We start from the raw sequence: 21,799 nt of genomic DNA on the forward strand, positions 1-21,799 counted from the left end.
GCGTCTTGAAAGGCTTGTGGATCAGGAACACCGACGTCTATTTGCCGGACCGGGTGTTGACCGGCGGTTCGGTGTACGTGGCCGGCGGACGGATCGCGCGCATTTGCGGACCGGAGGAGGAATGGTCGCCGGGCGACGCCGATGAGGTGTGGGACGCCGAAGGGCTCTCGCTCGTGCCCGGCTTCGTCGACGTCCACGTGCACGGCGGCGGCGGGGCCGACGTGATGGACGCGGCGGAGGATGACGGGGCCATCGGGCGGATCGCGCGGTTTCATGCATTGCACGGAACGACGTCTTTTCTGGCCGCCACGATGACGGCATCGCGGGACGAGCTCGGACGCGCGGTGGACGGCGTCGTGCGCGCGATGGAGCGGGGGATCGCCGCCGGCGGTGCGGAGGTGCTCGGCCTTCATCTGGAAGGGCCGTTCCTCAATCCGCGGCGATGCGGCGCGCAAAACCCGGCGCTGATCCGTCCGTTCGACTGGGAAGAAATGGAGGAACTGCTGGCGCGGGGGCGGGGAGCGGTGCGCCTGGTGACGCTGGCGCCGGAATGCGGCGACGCGCTGCACCGGATCAACGCGCTCGCAAGCCGCGGTGTCACGGTTTCCATCGGTCATTCCGAAGCCGACGCGGAGACGGTGCGGCGGGCGATCGAGGCGGGGGCGTCGCATGTCACCCACCTGTTCAACGCCATGAACCCGCTGCACCATCGCGAGCCGGGCATCGTGGGTACTGCGCTCATCCGCGACGAACTGACGGTGGAGCTCATCTGCGACGGGTTCCATGTGCATCCGGATGTGGTCAAGCTCGTGTTCGCGGTCAAACGGCGCGACAAGATCGCGCTGGTGACGGACGCGATCGCGGCGGCCGGCATGCCGGACGGCGACGGCTACCGGTTGGGCGGCCTGCCCGTGACGGTGAAGGACGGAAAGGCGGTGCTGCAAGGCAGCGGGAATTTGGCCGGCAGCTGCCTGACGATGGACCGGGCGCTCAAGCAGGCGGTGGCGTTCACCGGACTGTCGCTGGCCGAGGTGCTGCCCGCGCTGACGATCAATCCCGCCAGGCAAATCGGCGCGGACGACCGAAAAGGATCGATCGAGGTCGGAAAAGACGCCGACCTGGTGGTGCTGGGACCGGATTTGACGGTGGTCCGCACGTATGTCAAAGGAGTGCGCGTGGATGGTTGACGAAGCGGAAACCGTGTTTGTCGGCATCGACGTCGGCGGGACGAACACGGGAGCCGGCCTGGTGGATGCGAAGGGTCGTCTGCTCGCCATGATCAAAAAAAGGACGGAAACGTCCGACGGCGACGCGCTGGTGCGGCAACTCACGGAAATGGTGCGCGAGCTGACGATCCGTTCGGCGGAAGCGGGTTGGATGTCTGCGCCGGAGACGGGGGCGCTTCGCGCGGTCGGCGTCGGCATTCCCGGTTTTCTGGACGCGCGGCGGGGCGTGGTTCGGCACGCGGCCAATCTCCGTCTGCGGGACTATCCGCTCGCCGACCGGCTCGGCGCGCTGCTGGGCGCTCCCGTGATCCTGGACAACGACGTGCGGATGTACGCTTACGGCGAAGCCGCGGTCGGAGAGGCGGCGGGTTATGACCATGCGCTCGTCGTCACCGTGGGCACCGGACTGGCATGCGCCGTCGTGCACCGCGGCCGGCTGCTCACAGGCGGCGATCTGGCCGGAGAAATCGGTCATGTCAAGGTGGCCGGGAACGAATACGCGTGCGGCTGCGGGATGAACGGCTGCCTGGAAACGCTGGTGTCAGCGGGCGGGATCGTGCGGCAGGCGAAAGAACTGATGCGTCGGAAGCCCAGCGTGCTCGGCGAGTGGTTTCCCGAGCACTCTGAAGCCGGACGGCCCCAAGGGGAACGATCCATGACGGCGGAGGACGTGGCCAAAGCGGCGGACCTCGGGGATGCGGTGGCCGCCCAGGTGTTCGAGCGGACCGGACGCGCGCTCGGAAGCGCGCTTGCCGCCTGCGTCGCGCTGCTCGGCACGGACCTCATCGTGATCGGGGGCGGCGTGTCGCGCGCCGGCGAACGGCTGCTGTCCCCGGTGCGGCGGGCGCTGGCGGAGCGGGTTCATCCGCTGCACGCCGAAAGGGTGAAGGTGACCGCGGCCCGATGGACGGACGAAGCGGGCGTGATCGGCAGCGCCCTCGCAGCCAAGGCAAGGGGTGAACATACGGTTTGAAGCTCAACATCTTTGCGAACCAAGAGCAACTGCACGAGGCGGCGGCGCAAACGATCATCGAACTTCTGCGACAAAAACCGGACGCGGTGCTCGGCCTGGCCACCGGCGGAACGCCGGTCGGCATCTACGAAGCGCTGGCGGCGGCGGTCCGGCGGGGGGAGGTCAGTTTCGCGCGGGCCACGACGTTCAATCTGGACGAGTATGTCGGCCTGCCGCCGGGTCATCCGGAAACGTATCGCTTTTACATGGAACAACATCTGTTCCGCCATATCGACATTCCGCCGGAGCAAACGCACATTCCGGACGGCAACGCGCCGGAACTTGAACGCGAATGCGAACGGTATGAACGGCTGCTCGAGACCGCCGGCCGGATCGATCTCATGCTGCTCGGTCTCGGTCACAACGGGCATATCGGTTTCAATGAACCGGGACGGGTGCTGCACAGCAGGACGCACGTGGCCGTCCTGCATCCGCAAACGCGGAAGGCCAACGCCCGATTCTTCCGTACGCCGGAAGAGGTGCCGACAAGGGCCATCACCATGGGATTGGGCAGCATTCTCAAAGCCAGGACCATCCTGCTGGTCGTGAAGGGGGCCGACAAGGCGGACATCGTACACCGGGCGCTGACCGGACCGCTCACGACGGAATGCCCGGCGTCCTTGCTGCAGCTTCACCCGCATCTGGTGGTGATGCTGGATGAAGAAGCGGCGACGAAGATCAAGCGGGCGGCTTCCGGGTGAAGTTTGCAAGATAAACACATAAAAAATATTATGTAAACTCAAATCTGCCGTTTTGCGCGGGGAAGGCGGGATATGCCTTCCCCTGCACTTTCATGGACATCCGTTTCGCCCGCGGCCACATCAGGATGGGTTCGGCAACAGACGCGAGAAGAGGGCAATAAACTGGATGTCGTCGGTTTTCCAGGAGCCGCCGCCGCTTCCGTCGAAGGCGATTTCGAACGATTCCCCCGCCTTGACGGATTCACGGAATCGGCTGTGCGTGGAATAGCCGTCCGCAATGGAAGTCAACACCCAAATCTCCGCTTCATCGTCGGAAATTGCGCGGTTTTCGGTATTGATCATCCGGATGTTCATCCGCTGATCCAGCCAGGACAGCATCTCTCCGTTCACTTCGATGTCCGATATTTCATATTGCAGTTCGAACGATCGAGGCACAAATACATGGTCGGAAACGGAAGCGACCTTCAATTGCATGTCTTTGAAATCTTCGATCGCCGCATTGAAAAACCGGGCATCCCTCAACGTGAGGATGCGGTGGCGGCGGTCCCACTCGCCGGCGAAATGAAAAGCCTCCATCAGGATTTTCGCGGGGATGAACATCGATTGCCGGATCATCACCGGCTCGGTATCCATTTCGATCGCCTGGCCGTTTACCCAGGCCGTCGACGATCCGACGGCAAGCCGAAGCGTGTCGTCCCCGAATGCAACAACGGCGGTTTTGGTTTTCGGCTCATACGTGACCCTGGCGCCCAACAGGTTGCCGACGGCGCGGAGCGGAATCATCAAACGGTTGTTCCCGTCAATAAACGGCGGAGCGGGGGAGGTGTACAGAACATAGTAGTCGTTGATTTTCAGATGCACGGGAGAAGATATCGTGTTTCCTGCCGCCAGGGTGGGGGAAGAAGACGTCATGATGATCAGGAACATGAGAAGGCCGCATGCCATCAAAATGAATCTTTTTATCAGCACAGCTTCACAACTCCTTTCCTTATATGGTAAGACGAGAGAACGTTCCAAAGTGTTTCGTGGCGGGCGTATGACCATTATAAAATACATAATAAAAATTATGTAAACCAATCATGCGTCTTCTTCCGATGGCCGAAAAAGAGGTGTTTGTTCCCGTTTTGTCTAATCGGGATGAATAAAATGAAAGGAGTGACAAAGGTTTGAAACTGCTGATGACATCCAACGGATTTTTCACGGATGAAATCAAGGCGCAGTTCCTTCGACTTGTCGGCGGTGCACCGGCCGATTGCCGGGTTGCCATCATCACGACCGCGTCGCCGCTCAAGGAGCAAAACCCGTTCGCGCAAAAGGCCGCGATCGATTTTCGCGAAATGGGGTTTGCGGACGTTGCATACGTTGATCTTGAGTTTGAAGATCCGGAGATTCTGCGGCGGAAGGATGTCATCTACCTCAACGGAGGCAATCCGTTCACGTTGCTGTATCATGTGAAAAGGAGCGGAGCGGACCGCGTTCTGCGGGAAATGGTCGCGCAGGATGTCGTCATTGTGGGCGCCAGCGCCGGATCCGTCATTCTGGGACCGAACATCAAAATCGTGCATTTCTTCACGCCGCAGATGGATGCTTTCGATACCCGGGATTTCACCGCGCTGAATCTGACCGGGAAGCTGATTTTTCCGCATTACGACAGAGAAGATCTGTTCCCGGATGCCGCGAACCGGACGATTGAAGAACGGCTTAGGGAATTCGAAGCCCGGGAAGGCTGCACGGTAACGCGATTGAAGGATGACGGGTGGATCGCGGAAATTTTGGGATAATATTTATGGCTCAATACCAAAGTTAGTGCTTGACTTTATGTACCAAATCGTTCACGGTTACATTCGACCAGAAGTCCTTGTACGTAACGCTCCCGGTTCCGGGTGAAGTAATGCCGACGTTGATAGGCTTTCATTCGGTTATTTCTTCCTTCAACTGCCGCATTGGTCCAGCGACAGGAGTGGTAATGGACGATCTCCGTTCGCCAGTGTCGCATCGTTTTGATGCAGGCGGCAACTGCCGGATGCTGCAAAAGTTCCCCTTGTTCCAGCCAGCGGTCAAACCAGATGGCAGCCACTTTGGCGTCCGGTGCACCGTCGTACCATTCTCCAAGCGCTTCTTTCCAGGCATAAACCTGCTGTAAAAGCGACGCATAGCTGAGGATTTCTTGTAACTCCCGCTGTTTTTCAGAAGGCAACGATGCTGCCTGGGGGTTCAGAAGCCGGTGTTTGGCTTTGAGGTTTGCCCGGGCTCTGGCCGACAGCGAACCCTGTACGTCTTTTCGGACCGCCTGAAGGGCATCGATCACGTAACGCATCACGTGAAACCGGTCCGCGACTCGAAGGGCACCCGGAAAACATTCCTGAATCCAGGCATGGTAATAGGGAGCCAGGTCCATCACCACCGCCTTGGGACGAAGCGCCAGAAACTCCGGGTGTTTTCGAGCATACTCCCGCAATTCGTCCAGCTTGCGTCCGGGCAAGATATCCAGCAACGTTTCGCCTCGGAGGTCATGGATGCCGGTATTGTAGGTATGACCTTTTCGAATCGCAAAGTCGTCGATGCCCAGCACGAGATGGCTGCTGCTCAGGGCATCGTTTCACGCTAATTGCCGAAGCCGCTCGCTTTCCACCGACAACCATTGTTGATGTTTGGTCTGCAGGGTGCTGGCCGGGATATGATAGATCTCCGCACTCTGCTTGACGGTGGAGACCGACGCGGTGCGAATGGCCTGTTGCTCGAACGCGGTACTGTAACGTCTGCCAGGACGGACAAACGAGTACTTCCAAACGAAACCGGCTTGGCAATTCTTGCAGAACAGACGGATGGCCGGAGCCAAAATATAGACGATTTTGCCGAAAGCGTCCGTATGCCGGATTTTTCGGGTTTGGTTGCTGCCTTTGCGGATGACCGAACGATCAGAACGGCAAATGGGGCAAGCCTGCTTGCATGACTTTGGAACAATCTGAATATGGATCGTCTGCTTGTCAATTTCCACAATCTGTTGAACATTTACCTCTGGTAAATTGACGAAAAGATCAGTATACTGGTTGTGCATCTGTCATTCCTCAAGTTGGATTGGTCGCACAACCATCTTATGGAATGTACAGATGTTTTTCAATTTTTCGCTCTACATGTTGTCAAGCACTATGTTTGGTGTAGAGCCATATTTATATTTAATGAGATTAAATATTAAGCAGAAGAATGATGGGACACAACGCTAAGGAAGAACTTATCGAGTCGGGGATGTTTGAGGATGAACCGACATGGAGCGCCGCCGCGCAATCTTGCGATCGGATCCGGCTAAAGGTTGCCATTCGGAATGGCTGGCGGACTATGCTTTTTGCATGCGAGTGTCCGGGCGCTTTCCTGTTTCAAACAGGATTACCCCGGTCAATCCTTTATGTAGCGCAATATCACCACTCATAAATGCTCAATAAACGCCCGGTTAAAGAAGAACGCAAACCGGAAGATGCGAACACGGCGGATGGATCGGACTTGGATGGAGCCCGCTTTTTCCGAACCTCTTTTTCACAAAATCCGTATTTTGTACAAATGTCTATATCGCGGAGAAAAGCGGGCCACGCTATTCCTCCGCGCCTGCCAATTCGATAACCGTCGAATAACGCACAGCCTCGCCACCATGCCGTTGATATTGCAGCCCTTTGATACCGTCTTCGATTTCCTCGGCCGTGTCATCCGGGCCATGCGTCAACTTGTCCCGTTCCACATTCGTCACCAGCCATTGGCCATCGCGTTTTTCAAGCGAATATTTCAGGGTGGTCGTGGTCATCGGACGGTCTTGCAAGGTTTTGCTTTCCAACGCATAGACAACGGCTTGATCGGGTCGGTCTCCTTCATACACATCCGAGATTTTGACGACCGTGCGGACCTTGTCCAGACCCACATGGCGCATCATCCGGAGCATGAATTCCTTGTGCCGCTCGTATTCCTCGACCGTCATGCCCGCCATGTCTTCGCGGGTGTACGATTCATCGTTATAGCCGAAAACGATTTCATCACGCAGGGCTGCCCGGTATTCCCCGCTTGCGATGTCATGGATGGCTTCATCATATTGCGCATAGGTGATATGAAAATGCAAAAGATCATGCTTACTCCGCAGAACGGTCTCCACGTTTTCCAGGATCCGCTTCTTCTCCGCATCATCATGTAGGGACGTACCGGAAGCGCATGCCGTGATCAACACTGCCAGTGACAGCGGGAAAAGAAACCCGCACTTCCTCGCCATTCGTCTCATGCCCGCCACTCCCCGCCTCACCCCGATTCGCCATCGGCGAAGGAGATGTTATGGATTGAAGCTGCGGTCCATATACCGCCACCACGAATCGGTACAACTACTCCTCCACCTCGAAGATGCTGTCCACGATGATCGGCAGATTGTCCCGCACCGAGACCGCGCCGAATACCGAGCGCGCGTGGCTTCCCCGCTCGCCGAACACTTCGTACATCAGATCGGAGAAGCCGTCGAGCACCTTGTGATGCTCTTCGAAATCGGGCGTCGCGTTCACGAACCCCTGCACCTTGACAACCCGTTTCACCTTGTCCAGCGAGCCGAGCGCCGACTTCAGCACGGCGAGCACTTCGACCGCCGTCTCGCGGGCGTAACGGTAGCCCTCTCCGGTCGTGTACGTCTCGCCCAGCTTTCCCTTCGCGCCGCTCGTCGGCCCTTTGCCCGAGACGAACATCAGCCCGTTCACGATGACGTAATTCGCATATTTCGCAGCCGGATGGCTCGCCTGCGGCAGCACGATCCCGAGCTCCCGCAGCCGTTGTTCCGCATTCCCTTGAACCATTCCTATCCTCCCCGCTTTCTGCTCCATTTCCAACCGAACACGCGGACCTGCACGACCGCCCGTGAAATCCAGTGCGCGAGCGCGTACAACAGAATGAACAGGATCACGAAGCCGCGCAGGAACATCCAGGCGACGATCCATATCAGGAGAACTTACCAGGGTTTCAGCCGGCGCAGCTGATGGACCGGCCAGAGGAACAGTCGGTACAGCCGGCTGGCGTGCTGCAGCGCTTCGAGATACTCGTCCCGGATCTGCTTGTCCTCCGGATTGAGCCGCACCGCATTCCGCATGTACGCTTCCTGCCGGTCGAAATGCCCGCGCGTCCTGGCCGCCCAGGACAGATACAACAGCGCGTACGGCTCCTCGACGCTTGAGGGGAGCGCCCGGCGCTCCAGCTCTTCCGATTCGGCGAACCGCCCCGCCAATGCCTCCGTGTAGCTCGCCATCGCGAGATACAGCGGACTGTCCGGCCGAAGCCGCAGGGCTTCATCCAGCAGGGCCCGCGCTTCCCGAAACTTTCCCCTCTTGTTCTCGCGGTTCGCCTTCAGGAAATAATAGTGCGCCTCTTCGGGATCGATCCGCAGCGCCTGTTCCACGGCTTCGTCGAATGCCTCGTCCCTGCCGGTTTCGTAGAATGCGCCCACCCGGACATACCAGGCGAGCGGATGGTCCGGCTCGTTCCGCAGCGCCATGGCGGCCCAGTGCAGCGCCTTGTCGTACTCGTCCTGGAGCAGCCAGACGTTCGCGATCAACGCCATTGCATCGGGATTTTCCGGTTCCGTGCGCAGAATCTGCTCCAGTTCCTGCAGCGCTTCCTTGTACCTTCTCCAATGGATCAACTGCTGCGCCCGGGCAAACTGCGAATGTATGCCAAGCGTATCCATTTGGCTCACGCCGGTTTTCTCCCTTTGTGCAGTGCGCGTTTAGTTATTTGATCCCGTGCTTCTTCATATAGTCCAGCACGACCTGGTATTCCCGGTTCGCGTCGCTGAACATGGCGTAGTTCTTCGCGGTGGCAAACCATTATACAGCGATCACGATTTTGAACAAGCCCTTCAGGCTTCAGTCGACGGGAATCACAGCGGCCCGACGACGGGATGCGGCACGTAGGGCTCTTCCAGATACGCGATTTCCTCCGGGCTCAGCTCGACCTCGAGCGCGGCGACGGCGTCCTCGAGATGCGCAATCTTCGTCGCGCCGACGATCGGCGCCGTGATGCCGGGCTTGTGCAGCAGCCAGGCCAGCGCGATCCGCGCGCGCGGCACGCCGCGCTTCTCCGCGAGCTCGCCCACCCGGTCGATGATCGCCCGGTCGGCGTCGGCCATCCGGTCGTATTTCTGCTTCTGGACCTCGTCGGTCTCCGATCGGAGCGTCTTCTCCTCCGGCCGGCGCGTCAGCCGGCCGCCAGCAAGCGGACTGTACGGAATGACGCCGATGCCCTCCGACCGGCAGAGCGGGAGCATCTCGCGTTCGTCTTCGCGGTAGATCAGATTGTAGTGGTTCTGCATCGAGACGAACTTCGTCCAGCCGCGCCGTTCGGCGACGCCCAGCGCCTTCATGAACTGCCAGGCGTACATTGCGGAGGCGCCGATGTAGCGCGCCTTCCCGGCCTTCACGACGTCGTGCAGCGCCTCCATCGTCTCCTCGATCGGCGTGTTGTAGTCCCAGCGGTGGATCTGGTAGAGGTCGACGTAGTCGGTGCCGAGCCGCTTCAGGCTTTTGTCGATCTCGCTCATGATCGCCTTGCGGGACAGTCCGGCGCCGTTCGGTCCCTCCTGCGTCCGGAAAAACACCTTCGTCGCGATGACCACCTCGTCCCGGTTCGCAAGCTCCTTCAGCGCGCGGCCGAGGTATTCCTCGCTGGTGCCGCCGGAATAGACGTTGGCCGTGTCGAAGAAATTGATCCCGAGCTCCAGCGCCCTTTTGATGACCGGCCGGGCGTCCTCCTCCTTCAGCACCCAGGGATGGTGCCCGCGCGACGCGTCGCCGAATCCCATGCAGCCGAGGCAGATCCTCGACACTTCCAGACCGGTATTGCCGAGTCTCACATAGTGCATCCGATCCTTCCCCCGCTTTCTTGCCACCGGTTTGTCCCTATCATAACCCGGAACGGGAAATGGTTCCAGACATTGGACACCATACGGCGGACCGCCGCGCCGGAGCCGGCCGAAACCGCAAAGACCGGCCCGTACGGGCCGGTCTTCATTCATCTTCTCAGTGGCATTCCAGCCGGGCGTGGCGGCAGCCGGACTTCTCGATCTGGATCGTCGCGTGTCGGATGCGGAAGCCGTCCTCGATCCGGCGGATCGCCTCCTGCAGGACGCGCTGCTCGTTCTGCCCGTCCCGGATGCGCAGATGGCAGCTCAGCGCGTTCAGGCCGGACGAGATCGTCCAGATGTGGAGGTCGTGGAGATCGAGCACGCCGTCGAGGGCAAGCAACGCCTCCCTCACCTTCCGGGCGTCGATCGTCTCCGGCGTTCCTTCCATCAGAATGTGGACGGCGGATCGGGTGACGTTCCAGGCGCCGCGTACGATGAGCAGCGTGACAAGCACGCTGATGAGCGGGTCGACCCAGTGCCACGAGGTCAGCGAAATGATGAGGCCCGCCGCGATCACGCCGACGGAGCCCAGCGCGTCGCCGATGACGTGAAGCCAGGCGCTGCGCACGTTCAGATTCGAATGCACGTCGCCCATGCGCATCAGGAACCAGGCGCTGGCGAGGTTCGCGGCGAGCCCGACGGCGGCGACGGCGGTCATCAGGCCGCCGGCCGTCTCGGCCGGCTCGCGGAACCGTCCGACCGCTTCCCACAGGATGAACCCCGCCATGACGAACAGGGCGGCGCCGTTGGCCAGCGCGGCCAGTATCTCGAACCGGCGGAATCCGTAGGAACGCTCCGGCGTGGACGGCTTTGCCGCGAGCCATATCGCGATCAGGCTGAGCGCCAGCGCTCCCGCGTCGCTGAACATGTGGCCCGCGTCCGACAAGAGCGCCAGGCTGTCCGCGGCCAGCCCGCCGGCGATCTCCAGCGCCAGAATACCGGTCGTGATCGCGAGCGCGGCGGCGAGGCTTTTCCGGTTGCCGGCAACGGGATCGTGGAGGTGATCATGATGATGTCCGTGACGATGGCGACCGCGGGGATGCCGGCCGTGATCATGTCCGGCATGTTCATGTCCGCGGGGTTCATGATCGGCAGGATCGTGCAAATGATGCCGGTGCGCGGCATGATCGCGCCCCTGTCCGGCCGGGAGATGATCGTGTGTCATGATGATCCTCCATAATAATATATGAATAATTGTTCATATATATTATAATTCAACACTTCCCGCCGCGCAATCCGCGAATGTACAATACCCGCGCGTTCGGGCGCGGGTTTCCTTCAAACCTTCGAATGGCGCAAGTGATCGAGCGTCAGGCGGAAAATCTGTGTGACATGCTCGTCGTCCAGGCTGTAGTAGACCGTCTTCCCTTCCTTCCGCCGCTTGACGATCCGCATGTTGCGCAGAATGCGCAACTGGTGCGATACGGCGGACTGCCCCATCCCGAGCACGACCGTCAGATCGTGGACGCACAGCTCGCTCTGCAGCAGCGCGTGGATGATCCGGACCCTGGTCGGATCGCCGAGCGCCTTGAACAGATCGGCCAGATCGGACGCCGTCCCGTCGTCGACGAGCCGGGACTTCACGTCCTCCACATCCGCGTCGGTTCCGACGCAGCTCGAATCGCACACGCCGTCCTGCATCCATTCGGCCATCGGGATCACCATCTTCTTTCCTCATGTTTCCGGGACTCCAGTCTATTATAGCAAAATTAAAAAAGATTAACCTGCCCGCCGGATCCGCATCCCGTCTGCGTTTCTCCCCCTCCGGGCCCCGATTCCAGATGTTTCAGGCTTGTTCCGGCCGCACCACCCGTCCTACAATCGTCAGCGCAAGGAGGGATGCGTCATGAAGAAACTGCGGACGCTCCTGATCCTGTGCGTGCTGATCGCCGGAACGGCGGCAGTCGGCGCGCCGGCCGGCGCGGAGCCTTTGCTCAAACAGGGAAGCAGGGGCGATTATGTATGGGATCTTCAATACCGGCTGAAAACGATCGACCTTTTTGATCAGGAGCTGACGGGATATTTCGGCGAGCATACCCGCCAGGCGGTCGTGAAATTCCAGAAGAAGTACGGCCTCCAGGCGGACGGCATCGTCGGTCCGGCGACGTGGAAAGCGCTGCGCAAATACACGCTGAACAAAAGCGAAATGGATATCATGGCGCGCATCATCCACGGCGAAGCCAGGGGCGAGCCCTACAAGGGTCAGGTGGCGGTCGGTGCGGTCGTCATGAACCGGATCCGGTCCAACCAGTTCCCGGACACGATCCGCGGCGTCGTCTTCCAACCCGGCGCGTTCACCGCGGTCAGCGACGGCCAGTACTGGCTTGCGCCCAACGCGACGGCCTACAAAGCGGCGCTTGACGCGGTCCGCGGCTGGGATCCGACGGGCGGTGCGCTCTACTACTTCAATCCGAAGACGGCGACGAGCAAGTGGATCTGGTCCAGACCGCAGACGGTGACGATCGGGAATCACATTTTCGCCAAATAAGATAACCCGGGGCACGAGCAACCGTGCGCGCGTCCGCGCCTTCCGTTCTATCCTGCCCGTTCCGGCATATGCTGGTTACGAGTCCAGGAAAAACGGGGGTGTCCGGATGCGGGTGCGGTTTCGCCGGGGCGACACGCTGTGGGGTTACAGCCGGATGTTTCGGGTGCCGCTTCCGCTCATTCTCGATTCGAACGCGCTCGATCCCGTGAACATCCAGGTCGGTCAGGAAGTCGAAATTCCGGGCTACGTCATGACCACCCACACGGTGCGGGCCGGTGACACGATGTGGGGGCTTGCGCAGCAGCGCGGGCTGCCGGTGGATGCACTGCTCCTCGTGAATCCGGACGTCGATCCGGACAGGCTCGCGATCGGCTCGCGGTTGAATGTGCCGCTGCGCGTCACCTGGTTCATCGTCGACACAGTCCGCCCGTATGATTCGTCCGCGCTGCAGGCCGACTTGAACCGGCTGGCGGACGTATATCCGTTCATCCGGCGGCGGAACATCGGCGCGTCGGTGCTCGGCAAGCCGATTCCGGAGCTCCGGATCGGCCGCGGAGCGAAGACCGTCCACCTGAACGGCTCATTCCACGCGAACGAATGGATCACGACGGCGATCCTCGTCCGGTTCCTGAACCATTACGCGCTCTCGCTCGTCAACGGTGCGCCCATCCGCGGTCTCGACATGCGGCCGTTCTACGACGCGGTGACGTTGTCGGTCGTGCCGATGGTCAACCCCGACGGCGTCGATCTCGTCACGGGCGGGCCGCCGGAGCAAGAGCCGTGGCGGAGCCGCGTGACGGAACTGAACGGCGGCAGCGACGATTTCAGCGGCTGGAAAGCGAACATCCGCGGCGTCGACCTGAACGACCAGTTCCCCGCCCTCTGGGAACGCGAAGCCGCGCGCAATCCCAAGCAGCCCGGTCCGCGCGATTACCCCGGCACCGGACCGCTCACCGAGCCGGAGGCGATCGCGATGGCGGAGCTGACACGGAGCGGCGATTTCGCCCGCGTGCTCGCCTTTCACACCCAGGGCGAAGAGATATACTGGGGCTTTCAGAATCTCGAGCCGCCCGAGTCCGAGGTGATCGTGAACGAATTCGCCCGCGTCAGCGGCTACACGCCGGTGCGAACGATCGAGAGCTACGCGGGCTACAAGGACTGGTTCATCCAGGATTGGCGCCGTCCGGGCTTCACGATCGAGCTCGGCAGGGGCGTAAATCCGCTTCCGCTGTCCCAATACGGCGAGATGTACGAGCGGGCGCTCGGCATTCTGCTCGCGAACCTCTATATGTGAAGGATGCGCCTCATGCCGGCGGGTTCATTCCCGCACGCGCATGAGGCGCATCGCATTCAGCGCGACGATCAGCGTTGCGCCCATGTCGGACAGGATCGCGATCCAGAGCGTGAGCCACCCGGGGACGACGAGCAGCAGGGCCGCGAGCTTCGCGAGCAGCGCGAACGCGATGTTCTGCCGGATGACGGCGAGCGTCCGGCGACTGAGCCGGATCGCGTACGGCAGCTTGCCGAGATCGCCGCCCATCAGCGCGACGTCGGCCGTCTCGAGCGCGGCATCGGTTCCCGCGCCTCCCATCGCGACGCCGACCGTCGCGGCGGCGAGCGCCGGCGCGTCGTTGACGCCGTCGCCGACCATCGCGACCGGGCCGCATTCGGCTTCCAGCGCGCGGATCGCGTGCAGCTTGTCTTCCGGCATGAGGCTCGCCCGGACGTCCGCGATGCCGGCCTCACGCGCCACGGCGGCCGCCGTCTCCGGGTTGTCGCCGGTCAGCATGACGGTCCTCCCGATGCCGAGCCTGCGCAGCCGGTCGATCACGTCGCGGCAGCCGGGCCGCGCCTCGTCGATGACGCCGATCGCGGCGACCGGCTCCCCGTCCAAGGCGACGGCGAGCACCGTCTTCCCTTCCCCGCGCATTTCGCGTACATGCGCATCATAATCTTCGTGCGGGCGCGCGCCTTTCGGTCCGTCCAGGATCCACTCCGGGCTGCCGATCTGAACAAGCCTGCCTTCGATCCGCCCCTGGACTCCCCGGCCCGTGACGGACAAGAAGCCGTCCACGCTTGCACCCGCAATATCGATCCCCTCATCATGGGCCGCCCGCGTGACGGCCGCCGCCAGCGGGTGGCCGGACCGGTGTTCGAGCGCGGCCGCCATCCGCAGCAGATGCCGGCGGTCGACCGCTTCACCGAACAACCGGATGTCGGTCACCCGCGGTTCTCCCCTGGTGATCGTGCCGGTCTTGTCGAAGGCGATCGCTTTCACCGAGCCGAGCTGTTCGAGATGGATGCCGCCCTTGATCAGCACCCCCCTGCCCGCGGCGCTGCCGATCGCGGAGACGATCGCGATCGGCGTCGAGATGACGAGCGCGCACGGACAGCCGACGACGAGCACGGCGAGCCCTTCGTAGAGCCAGTCGATCCAGCCGCCGCCGGAAACCGCGGGCGGAACGACCGCGATGAGCGCGGCGGCGGCGATGATCGCGGGAGTGTAAACCCTCGCGAACCGGTCCACGAACGCCTGGGCGGGCGCGCGCTTCGCCTGCGCTTCCTCGACGAGGCGGATGATCCGCGCGATCGTCGAATCCTTCGCGAGCCGCGTGACGCGCACCCTAAGCAGCCCCTCGCCGTTCAACGTGCCCGCGAACACTTCGTCGCCCGGCGATTTCATGACCGGCACGGACTCGCCGGTAACCGCGGCCTGGTTGACGCCGGAGACGCCGGATTCCACGACGCCGTCCATCGCGACCTTCGCGCCCGGACGCACGATCAGCGTGTCGCCGACTTCGATCTCGTCCGTCGGCACCGTCATCTCCCGGCCGTTCCGCTCCACGAGGGCTTCGCGCGGCTGAAGCTCCATCAGGCTGCGGATCGAGCGGCGGGCGCGCTCCATCGTGTAGCGTTCGAGCGCCTCGCTGATCGCGAACAGCACGACGACGACCGCGCCCTCCAGCCATTCCCCGATGGCGGCGGCGCCGACGATCGCCAGGGTCATCAGCGTCCGCATGTCGAAGTCGAGGCGTGCGAGGTTCCGCAATCCGGTCCGCAGCAGCCGGTGTCCGGAGATCAGGATGGAGGCGGCGAGCGCGGCGATACCTGCGGGATGGCCGTCGCCGGGCGCGATCCGGGCCAGCCAGCCTGCGGCGAGCAGCGCCGTCCCCGCGATGAGGCCCGCGTTCCGCCGGAGGAACGCCGTCCATCCGCGCTCACCCGGTTCCGGGTCGCCGACTCTTTCCTCTTCCGGCCGCACCTTCAACCGCTCGAAGGCGCCCGCCTCCTCGAGCTCCGCGATCGTCGCCGTGCCGGTGACGGTGATTTTCGCCGCGGCGAAGTTGACCTTCGCGTCGATGACGCCCGGCAGCTTCTTCACATTGTCTTCGAACTTGCCCGCGCAGTTCGCGCAGGTGAATCCCTCCACGCGATACACCTTCGTGACGGCGGATTCCGGGGCCGCTTGTCGGGGCATGATTGACCTCCGTAATATATGAGCAATTTTTCATGTTATGATATGTTTTTATTTTATCGCATCCAGCCGATCCGGTGCAATGAAAAAGCCCCCGCCCGGAGCGGAGACCGTATGGCCGTATGCGATCAGTCCGGTTTCTTTTCGAATATGAGGAGGGTTTCGGCGGCGTTCGTTTCCCTGCGCAGCGCTTCCTTCCGCGCGTCCGCGGATTCGGCTTCGCCGGATGCGGGGACCTCCCTCGCCAGTTCGCGGCCGGCCGCGTCCTTCGCGACGATCCCGACCGGCCGGTAGCCGTTCGACCGGTAGAACGCCTCGACCCCCGGATCGTCGGCCGAACCGGTGACGATCCGGCGGAACCCCCGTTCCCGGCATGCCCGTTCGAACGCCCGGAGCAGCCTGGATCCGATGCCCCGGCGCGCGTAGGGCTTGCGATGATCGAGATTGACCGCGATGCCCTTAAGATCCGCGGCGTCGTCCCGATGGCGGGACGGATGGCCGTAGACGATGCCGGCGAGATCGTCCCCCGCGAATGCGGCGAGATAGAGGCCCGCATGCGCCTCCACGCGGCGCAGCCATGCTTCCGCGCTCTCCCGTTCCAGATATTCGCACTGGAAGGGATGGACGATTCCCAGATCCGCTTGGTCCACCGGCCGGATCCGGACCGAGAGGTGGATCGGCGGCTCGAACCGGAGCGGCTTGGTCAGGAGCTTGTCCAGCAGCAGGCGGAATGCGTCGAACGGAATCCAGGCGTGCATCATGACGACTTCGTTCGAGCCCGGCGCCTCGTTCAGCCCGCGGCCGTGTTCCGGCTCCCGCTCGTCCATCCGCGCGAGCAGCTCCGGCAGAATCCCGGCTCCTTCCTGCAGCTTCCAGTCCCAGGTGTCGTACGTGCAGGCGACGTCGATTCGCTCGTGATGGCCCTGCCGCTTCCACCACGCGTACGTAATGCCCGGAAAACCCGCCGGCTCGAAGCCCATGCCGCGGAGAAGCGACTGCAGCCCGTCGCGCTTTTCGTCTCCGCCGTCGTCGAGGTACGGGAACCGGAACAGCCTGACCGGACGCGGCACGCCGGCCCGCCTGTAAATGTCGTCGATCAGCCGCTCGGTGCGTTCGATCTGTTCCCTCGCCTCGTCGAGGGACAGCTTCGAGAAGGCCGGATGGTTGTAGCTGTGGTTGCCGAGGATGTGGCCTTTCCGGACCGCGTATGCCGCCTGATCGGGATACCGCTCGAGCAGCTCGCCGAGGCAGAACCAGATCGCCCGGATCCCCCGCGCGTCGAGTTCGTCCACCCGGCGCATGAAATCCTCCGTCGGCGCGTCGTCGATCGTGAGCCAGGCCCGCTTTACCGCATCCGCCATGGTCTTGATCCCCCGTTCCGCGTCTGTTGCATGTTCAACGCCAGTATACACCGGGATCCGGAGACGGACAACGGAGCGCGTCCGCTCCGGTCCGGTCACTCCGCGGCCCGGTTCCGCCCGTGCCTGCGGTCGAATGCGGCCCGCGCCGCTTCCACTTCGGCGTAATGCCCGAGCGCCCAGGTCCGGAACCCGCGGATATGCGGCGCGTGCGGCCTCCGGCCGGTCATCGACCGCGTCTATCCCTTCGACCGGGCGGTCGAAGCGCTCAGGGCGCTGGCCACGGGCGGGCATTTCGGCAAAATCGCGATCGCATTCTGACGGCCCGGACGAAAAAAGGAAGCTCCCGGCCCTCACCGGGAGCTTCCGCCATTTCAGGCGAACACGCGCGATTTCGAACGCAGAAGATCCGCCAGGAACACGAGCACGAGTCCCTGCCCCCATCCCTGCACCCGCTTGCTCGTGACGCCCTTGTACCCTTCGGCGTCGAACATGACGGCCGTACCGGCCGAGACGCCGCGGACCGACCCGTCCGGCGCGATCCGGGAGAGGATTCCTTCCGTCGCCCGGTTGACCGCCTTGTTGTAGATCGCGCCGCGCGACAGCAGCGCGGCCGCGATGCCCGCCGAGCCGGACGTCTCCGTGTACGAGGACGGATCGTCGAGCACCGTGTGCCACAGCCCGTCCTCGGCCTGCAGGCGGACGAGCGCGCTGCACAGATCGCGCAGCGAGCCGTCGATGATCATGTACGACGGGTCCTTCACGTGGATGAGCGGGAGCGCCTTCGCCATCGTCAGCGCCGCCCACGCGTTGCCGCGGGCCCAGAACACGCCGGACATGTGGTTCCCCGCGATGTTGTCCCAGCCGTGATAATAGAGGTTCGTCGTCTCGTCCTGCAGCAGGTCCTCATGGCCGTGGTACTGGCGAATCCCGTCGCGGAAATACGGCCGGCCCTCCCCTTCCGCGCCGAGCAGAGCCCCGAACCGGACGAGGAACAGCCCGGCCATCATCATCGTGTCGACCCACGCCTGCTCCGGGAACTCGTACTCGACCGAGTTGACGGTATGCTGGATGATGCCGTCCCCGAAGCGCGGCGCCTCGTGGGCGAGGTAATCCGCCAATTGGCGCGCCGCGTCCAGATAGCGGCGGTCCTCCGTGTACTGGTAGAGCGAGATGAGCGCGTGGCCGATCGAGACGCCGTTCACGGACAGCTTCGGCAATCCGTCTTCGAGCTGCTCGTCGACCCACTCCTTTACCCGCTCGATGTATTCCTTCTTCCCCGTCGCTTCATACGCCTCGCATACCCCGTAGAACGCGACGCCGCCCGGCCAGTCCCAGTTGAAATCCATGCGGAACGTCCGCTCGACGACCCGGTCGATCGCGTCGCGCACCATCTCTTCGTCAAATACAAGCGGCGGCACTTCCTCCACTCCTTCCGTCATGGTACCGGTTTTCCTCCTACCCCTTCAGGCCGGTCGTGCTGATCCCCTCGACGATCTGCCGCTGGAACAGGAAGAACACGATCAGCACCGGAATGAGGCTCACAACCGACATCGCGAACATGGCGCCCCAGTTTGAAATCGTCTCGGCGTCGAGATACATCTTCAGCGCCATCGACACCGGATACAGGCTGGGCCGGTTCAGATAGAGCAGCGGGCCGAGCAGGTCTTCCCAACGCCAGTAGAACGAGAAGATGGCGGACGTCGCCATCGCCGGCATGATGAGCGGCACGATGATGCGCCAGAACAGCCGGAACTTGCCGCAGCCGTCGATCGTCGCCGCCTCGTCCAGCTCGGCCGGAATCGTCCGGATGAACTGGATCATGAGGAAGATGAAGAACGGCGCGCCGAACCAGGCCGGCACGACGATCGGCTTGATCGAGTTGAGCCAGCCGAGCTCCGAGAACAGGATGTACTGCGGCACGAGCGTCACCTCGAACGGCAGCATGAGCGTCAGCATCATGACGGAGAACCAGAACCGGTTCCCCATGAACTTCAGCCGCGCGAACCCGAAGGCGACGAGCGCCGACGACAGCACGGCCCCGATCGTCGCCAGCACGACGAGGACGAGCGAGTTCTTGATGAAGACGCCGAAATGGAGGCCGCCGATGCCCTGCCAGCCGGTCACGTAGTTCTCCCAGACCCAGGGATCGGGGATGAGACTGCCCGACGTGACGAAGATCAGCTCGCTCTTCTTGAACGAGCTCAAGAACAGCCAGAGGACCGGGTACACCATCAGGAAAGCGCCGCCCGCGGCCGCAAGGTGCCAGGCGATCCAACGCAGTCTTCTGCCGGCCATGGCTTCAATCCTCCTTCGTCTCGTAGAACACCCAGTATTTCGACGTGAAGAAGACGAGCGCCGTCAGCAAGGCGACGATCGCCAGCAGCACCCACGCCATCGCCGCGGCATAGCCCATGTCGTAGAAGACGAAGGCGCGCCGGAACAGATAGAGCGAATAGAGCAGCGTGCCGTCGAGCGGTCCGCCCTCGCCCTTCGAGATGATGTACGCCGGGATGAACGTCATGAACGCCGCGATCGTCTGCATGATCAGGTTGAACAGGACGACCGGCGTCAGCATCGGCATCGTGATGCGGATGAACCGCTGCAACACGTTCGCGCCGTCGACGGAAGCCGCTTCATACAAACTCGGCGGAATGTTCTTCAGGCCGGCCAGAAAAATGAGCATCGACGAACCGAACTGCCAGACCGACAGCGTGATGAGCATCCAGAGCGCGGCGAGCGGATCGGCGAACCAGCGCACGCTCTCCAGACCGAAAAAGTTGAGCGCCTTGTTGATGACCCCTTCGTCGCCGTACAGGTTGCGCCACATGATCGAAACGGCGACGCTGCCCCCGATGATCGAGGGCAGGTAGTACACCGTTCGATAGACGCCGATCGCCCGCGAGGCGCGGTTCAGCAGCAGGGCGACCAGGAGCGCGAACGACAGCCTGAGCGGCACGCCGGCGAAGACGTAGATGAACGTCACCCGGAGCGATTTCCAGAACTTCGGATCGCCCGTGAACATCGTCTGGTACTGCTCCAATCCGACCCAGGACGGCGGCGAGAACAGGTTGTAGTCCGTGAACGACAGGTACAGCGAAGCCGCGATCGGAAACGCGGTGAAGATCAGGAAGCCGAGCAGGAACGGACTGATGAACGCGTATCCGGTCAGGGTCTCACGCCAGGCTGCGAACCGCATGGACATCACTTGTTCTTGGCCAGGATCGCGTTCGCCTCTTCGCGGAACCGCTTGGCCGCGTCTTCAGGCGACAGCTTGCCGAAATCCATCGCTTCCGTCACTTCCTTGAACAACGCGATGACTTCGGCTGCGCCGGGCGGATCCGGCGGGTCCATCGGCGAGCTGTTTTCCTGCGCCCATGCCACGTAGTCGAAGACTTTGACCAGGGCGGGATCGAGCGTCGGCTTCACCGCTTCGATCACCTGGCTGTTGACCGGTACGCCGCGGTCGCCCTTGATCAGCTTGTTCGCCTCGATGTCGTTGACCCAGAAATCGATGAACCGGGCCGCTTCTTCCTTGTGCTTCGAGTTCTTCGAAATCGAAAAGTACATCGACGGCTTCAGATACAGCCCCTGCTCGCGGTTCGGGCCCGGCATGTGGTGCATTTCGAGCGGCCGGTTTGCGACCTGCTGCAGGGCGACGAACTGGTTCGTCCACTGCCAGATGCCGACCTGCTGCCCCTTGACGAGCAGGTCATCCTCGAGGCCCTTGACCTGCGCCTTTACGTCCGGCGTCGGCGCGTCGCCGTCCGCGACGAGCTTCGCCAGCGGCGCGAAGAAATCGATGAACAGCTGATCGTCGTCATAGCCGAGCGACGTGCCGTCCGGGCTGTACAGATGCTGGCCCTTCGTGCGCAGGTAGTAGCCGAAGAACACCTCCGGACGGAAGCCGCTGTCGAAGTAGAGCCCGGCTTCGCTCGCCTTGCCCGCCAGCTCGTAATAATCGTCCCAGGTCCAGTTCTCGTCGAGCGTGTCGACGCCCAGCCGCTTGAGCAGCTCGGGATCATACTGGAACTGGATCGTGTTGACGCCGATGTTGAACCCGTAGAGCTTGTCGCCGATCTTGCCCCCGGAGATCGCGTTCTCGCTGATGTGGTCGATGTTGATGATCGAGCCGAGGTACGGCGTCAGATCCTCGAGCTGTCCGTTGCCGCCGTATTGCGAGATATACGAGATGTCCATCTGGATGATGTCCGGAAGATCGTTCGCCGCCGCCTGGGGCGCCAGTTTCTTCCAGTAGTCGTCGAAGTTCGCGTATTCCGGCTCGATCTTCACGTGCGGGTATTTCTGCTGATACATCTCGATGACCTGCAGCGTGTAATCGTGGCGCGGCTGCGAACCCCACCAGGCGACACGGAGCGTGACCGGTTCGGGATCCTTCGTTCCGCCGCCCGACGATCCGTCCGACGAACCGCCGGAAGCGTTACCCGAAGCCTGCGGGGAACCTTCTCCGCCGTTTCCGCCGCCTCCCCCGCTCTTCGCCCCGCCGCCGCAAGCGGCGAGCGCGATCGCGAGAAGCGCGGTGAGCAGCAGCATCCATGCGCGTCTCATGTTGTATGCATCCCCTCTCGTTGTGTTTGTGCAAAGATTGCGCTTTCATTATGGGTG

At 62.3% G+C, this 21,799-nt stretch carries 22 protein-coding genes and 1 pseudogene; 7 read left to right on the forward strand and 16 right to left on the reverse strand.

Going from position 1 to position 21,799, the window contains the following annotated elements:
- Nucleotides 1-5: 5 nt before the first annotated feature.
- From nagA to nagB, 3 genes are read left to right on the forward strand one after another with little or no spacing between them, the layout of a single operon-like run.
- Nucleotides 6-1,187 carry an N-acetylglucosamine-6-phosphate deacetylase gene (gene nagA, locus A9Z00_RS01945; RefSeq protein ID WP_296973777.1) on the forward strand — a complete coding sequence of 394 codons (1,182 nt, stop codon included), beginning with the start codon at nucleotides 6-8 and terminating at the stop codon, nucleotides 1,185-1,187.
- Complete coding sequence (locus tag A9Z00_RS01950; RefSeq protein ID WP_296973778.1) at nucleotides 1,180-2,199, forward strand: ROK family protein; 1,020 nt, start codon at nucleotides 1,180-1,182, stop codon at nucleotides 2,197-2,199. Before nagA ends, A9Z00_RS01950 begins: the two co-directional genes overlap by 8 nt.
- Nucleotides 2,196-2,939 (forward strand): glucosamine-6-phosphate deaminase, encoded by a 744-nt coding sequence (gene nagB / locus A9Z00_RS01955; RefSeq protein WP_296973779.1) that lies wholly within the window; start codon nucleotides 2,196-2,198, stop codon nucleotides 2,937-2,939. Before A9Z00_RS01950 ends, nagB begins: the two co-directional genes overlap by 4 nt.
- A gap of 120 nt (nucleotides 2,940-3,059) precedes the next feature.
- Here nagB and A9Z00_RS01960 read toward each other — a convergent pair whose 3' ends face one another.
- Nucleotides 3,060-4,016 (reverse strand): stalk domain-containing protein, encoded by a 957-nt coding sequence (locus A9Z00_RS01960; RefSeq protein ID WP_296973782.1) that lies wholly within the window; start codon nucleotides 4,014-4,016, stop codon nucleotides 3,060-3,062.
- A gap of 89 nt (nucleotides 4,017-4,105) precedes the next feature.
- Here A9Z00_RS01960 and A9Z00_RS01965 point away from each other — a divergent pair, with 89 nt between their 5' ends.
- Complete coding sequence (locus A9Z00_RS01965; protein WP_296973784.1) at nucleotides 4,106-4,720, forward strand: Type 1 glutamine amidotransferase-like domain-containing protein; 615 nt, start codon at nucleotides 4,106-4,108, stop codon at nucleotides 4,718-4,720.
- A 35-nt stretch (nucleotides 4,721-4,755) separates the two neighbouring features.
- Here the strand turns inward: A9Z00_RS01965 and A9Z00_RS15870 are convergent.
- The 8 genes and pseudogenes from A9Z00_RS15870 to A9Z00_RS02015 all read right to left on the reverse strand — a co-directional run bounded on the left by A9Z00_RS15870 (nucleotide 4,756) and on the right by A9Z00_RS02015 (nucleotide 11,517).
- Nucleotides 4,756-5,997 (reverse strand): annotated as a pseudogene (locus A9Z00_RS15870) (ISL3 family transposase).
- A gap of 528 nt (nucleotides 5,998-6,525) precedes the next feature.
- Nucleotides 6,526-7,197, reverse strand: a complete 672-nt coding sequence (locus tag A9Z00_RS01980) for a hypothetical protein (RefSeq protein ID WP_296973791.1) — start codon at nucleotides 7,195-7,197, stop codon at nucleotides 6,526-6,528.
- Between the two features lie 97 nt (nucleotides 7,198-7,294).
- Nucleotides 7,295-7,753: a RidA family protein gene (locus tag A9Z00_RS01985; RefSeq protein ID WP_296973793.1), complete on the reverse strand. Its 459-nt coding sequence runs from the start codon at nucleotides 7,751-7,753 to the stop codon at nucleotides 7,295-7,297.
- Nucleotides 7,754-7,755: 2 nt separating this feature from the next.
- Nucleotides 7,756-7,878, reverse strand: coding sequence for a hypothetical protein (locus tag A9Z00_RS01990; RefSeq protein ID WP_296973794.1), 123 nt, complete (start codon nucleotides 7,876-7,878; stop codon nucleotides 7,756-7,758).
- 27 nt (nucleotides 7,879-7,905) lie between these two features.
- Nucleotides 7,906-8,637, reverse strand: coding sequence for a tetratricopeptide repeat protein (locus A9Z00_RS01995; protein ID WP_296974693.1), 732 nt, complete (start codon nucleotides 8,635-8,637; stop codon nucleotides 7,906-7,908).
- A gap of 192 nt (nucleotides 8,638-8,829) precedes the next feature.
- Complete coding sequence (locus tag A9Z00_RS02005; protein WP_296973797.1) at nucleotides 8,830-9,810, reverse strand: aldo/keto reductase; 981 nt, start codon at nucleotides 9,808-9,810, stop codon at nucleotides 8,830-8,832.
- Between the two features lie 157 nt (nucleotides 9,811-9,967).
- The gene (locus tag A9Z00_RS02010) at nucleotides 9,968-11,017 is read right to left on the reverse strand and encodes a cation diffusion facilitator family transporter (RefSeq protein WP_296973799.1); all 1,050 of its coding nucleotides are present in this window, start codon (nucleotides 11,015-11,017) and stop codon (nucleotides 9,968-9,970) included.
- A 113-nt stretch (nucleotides 11,018-11,130) separates the two neighbouring features.
- Complete coding sequence (locus A9Z00_RS02015; RefSeq protein ID WP_483316250.1) at nucleotides 11,131-11,517, reverse strand: ArsR/SmtB family transcription factor; 387 nt, start codon at nucleotides 11,515-11,517, stop codon at nucleotides 11,131-11,133.
- Between the two features lie 181 nt (nucleotides 11,518-11,698).
- Between A9Z00_RS02015 and sleB the strand changes: the two genes are divergently transcribed.
- Nucleotides 11,699-12,340: a spore cortex-lytic enzyme gene (sleB, locus tag A9Z00_RS02020; protein ID WP_296973800.1), complete on the forward strand. Its 642-nt coding sequence runs from the start codon at nucleotides 11,699-11,701 to the stop codon at nucleotides 12,338-12,340.
- Between the two features lie 106 nt (nucleotides 12,341-12,446).
- A complete protein-coding gene (locus A9Z00_RS02025) occupies nucleotides 12,447-13,634 on the forward strand; it encodes a M14 family metallopeptidase (protein WP_296973803.1) in 1,188 nt (395 codons plus the stop codon).
- Between the two features lie 24 nt (nucleotides 13,635-13,658).
- On the opposite strand, the gene A9Z00_RS02030 is transcribed toward A9Z00_RS02025, so the two are convergent.
- The 3 genes from A9Z00_RS02030 to A9Z00_RS02040 all read right to left on the reverse strand — a co-directional run bounded on the left by A9Z00_RS02030 (nucleotide 13,659) and on the right by A9Z00_RS02040 (nucleotide 17,403).
- Nucleotides 13,659-15,818, reverse strand: coding sequence for a heavy metal translocating P-type ATPase (locus A9Z00_RS02030; protein ID WP_296973805.1), 2,160 nt, complete (start codon nucleotides 15,816-15,818; stop codon nucleotides 13,659-13,661).
- A gap of 125 nt (nucleotides 15,819-15,943) precedes the next feature.
- Nucleotides 15,944-17,176, reverse strand: coding sequence for a GNAT family N-acetyltransferase (locus A9Z00_RS02035; protein WP_296973807.1), 1,233 nt, complete (start codon nucleotides 17,174-17,176; stop codon nucleotides 15,944-15,946).
- A gap of 95 nt (nucleotides 17,177-17,271) precedes the next feature.
- Nucleotides 17,272-17,403 (reverse strand): hypothetical protein, encoded by a 132-nt coding sequence (locus A9Z00_RS02040; RefSeq protein ID WP_296973808.1) that lies wholly within the window; start codon nucleotides 17,401-17,403, stop codon nucleotides 17,272-17,274.
- Between A9Z00_RS02040 and A9Z00_RS02045 the strand changes: the two genes are divergently transcribed.
- The gene (locus tag A9Z00_RS02045; RefSeq protein ID WP_296974698.1) at nucleotides 17,402-17,494 is read left to right on the forward strand and encodes a zinc-binding dehydrogenase; all 93 of its coding nucleotides are present in this window, start codon (nucleotides 17,402-17,404) and stop codon (nucleotides 17,492-17,494) included. The two genes, A9Z00_RS02040 and A9Z00_RS02045, sit on opposite strands and share 2 nt — an antisense overlap.
- 53 nt (nucleotides 17,495-17,547) lie before the next feature.
- Here A9Z00_RS02045 and A9Z00_RS02050 read toward each other — a convergent pair whose 3' ends face one another.
- The 4 genes from A9Z00_RS02050 to A9Z00_RS02065 are packed head-to-tail and all read right to left on the reverse strand — an operon-like array spanning nucleotide 17,548 to nucleotide 21,742.
- Complete coding sequence (locus A9Z00_RS02050) at nucleotides 17,548-18,594, reverse strand: glycoside hydrolase family 88/105 protein (RefSeq protein ID WP_296974700.1); 1,047 nt, start codon at nucleotides 18,592-18,594, stop codon at nucleotides 17,548-17,550.
- Nucleotides 18,595-18,631: 37 nt separating this feature from the next.
- Nucleotides 18,632-19,471, reverse strand: coding sequence for a carbohydrate ABC transporter permease (locus tag A9Z00_RS02055; RefSeq protein ID WP_296973810.1), 840 nt, complete (start codon nucleotides 19,469-19,471; stop codon nucleotides 18,632-18,634).
- A 4-nt stretch (nucleotides 19,472-19,475) separates the two neighbouring features.
- The gene (locus tag A9Z00_RS02060; protein ID WP_296973813.1) at nucleotides 19,476-20,378 is read right to left on the reverse strand and encodes a carbohydrate ABC transporter permease; all 903 of its coding nucleotides are present in this window, start codon (nucleotides 20,376-20,378) and stop codon (nucleotides 19,476-19,478) included.
- Nucleotides 20,378-21,742 carry an ABC transporter substrate-binding protein gene (locus A9Z00_RS02065; protein ID WP_296973815.1) on the reverse strand — a complete coding sequence of 455 codons (1,365 nt, stop codon included), beginning with the start codon at nucleotides 21,740-21,742 and terminating at the stop codon, nucleotides 20,378-20,380. The genes A9Z00_RS02060 and A9Z00_RS02065 overlap by 1 nt, the downstream gene beginning before the upstream one ends.
- Nucleotides 21,743-21,799: the final 57 nt, after the last annotated feature.

It is taken from the genome of Thermobacillus sp. ZCTH02-B1 (assembly GCF_002159085.1).
GTDB lineage: Bacteria > Bacillota > Bacilli > Paenibacillales > Paenibacillaceae > Thermobacillus.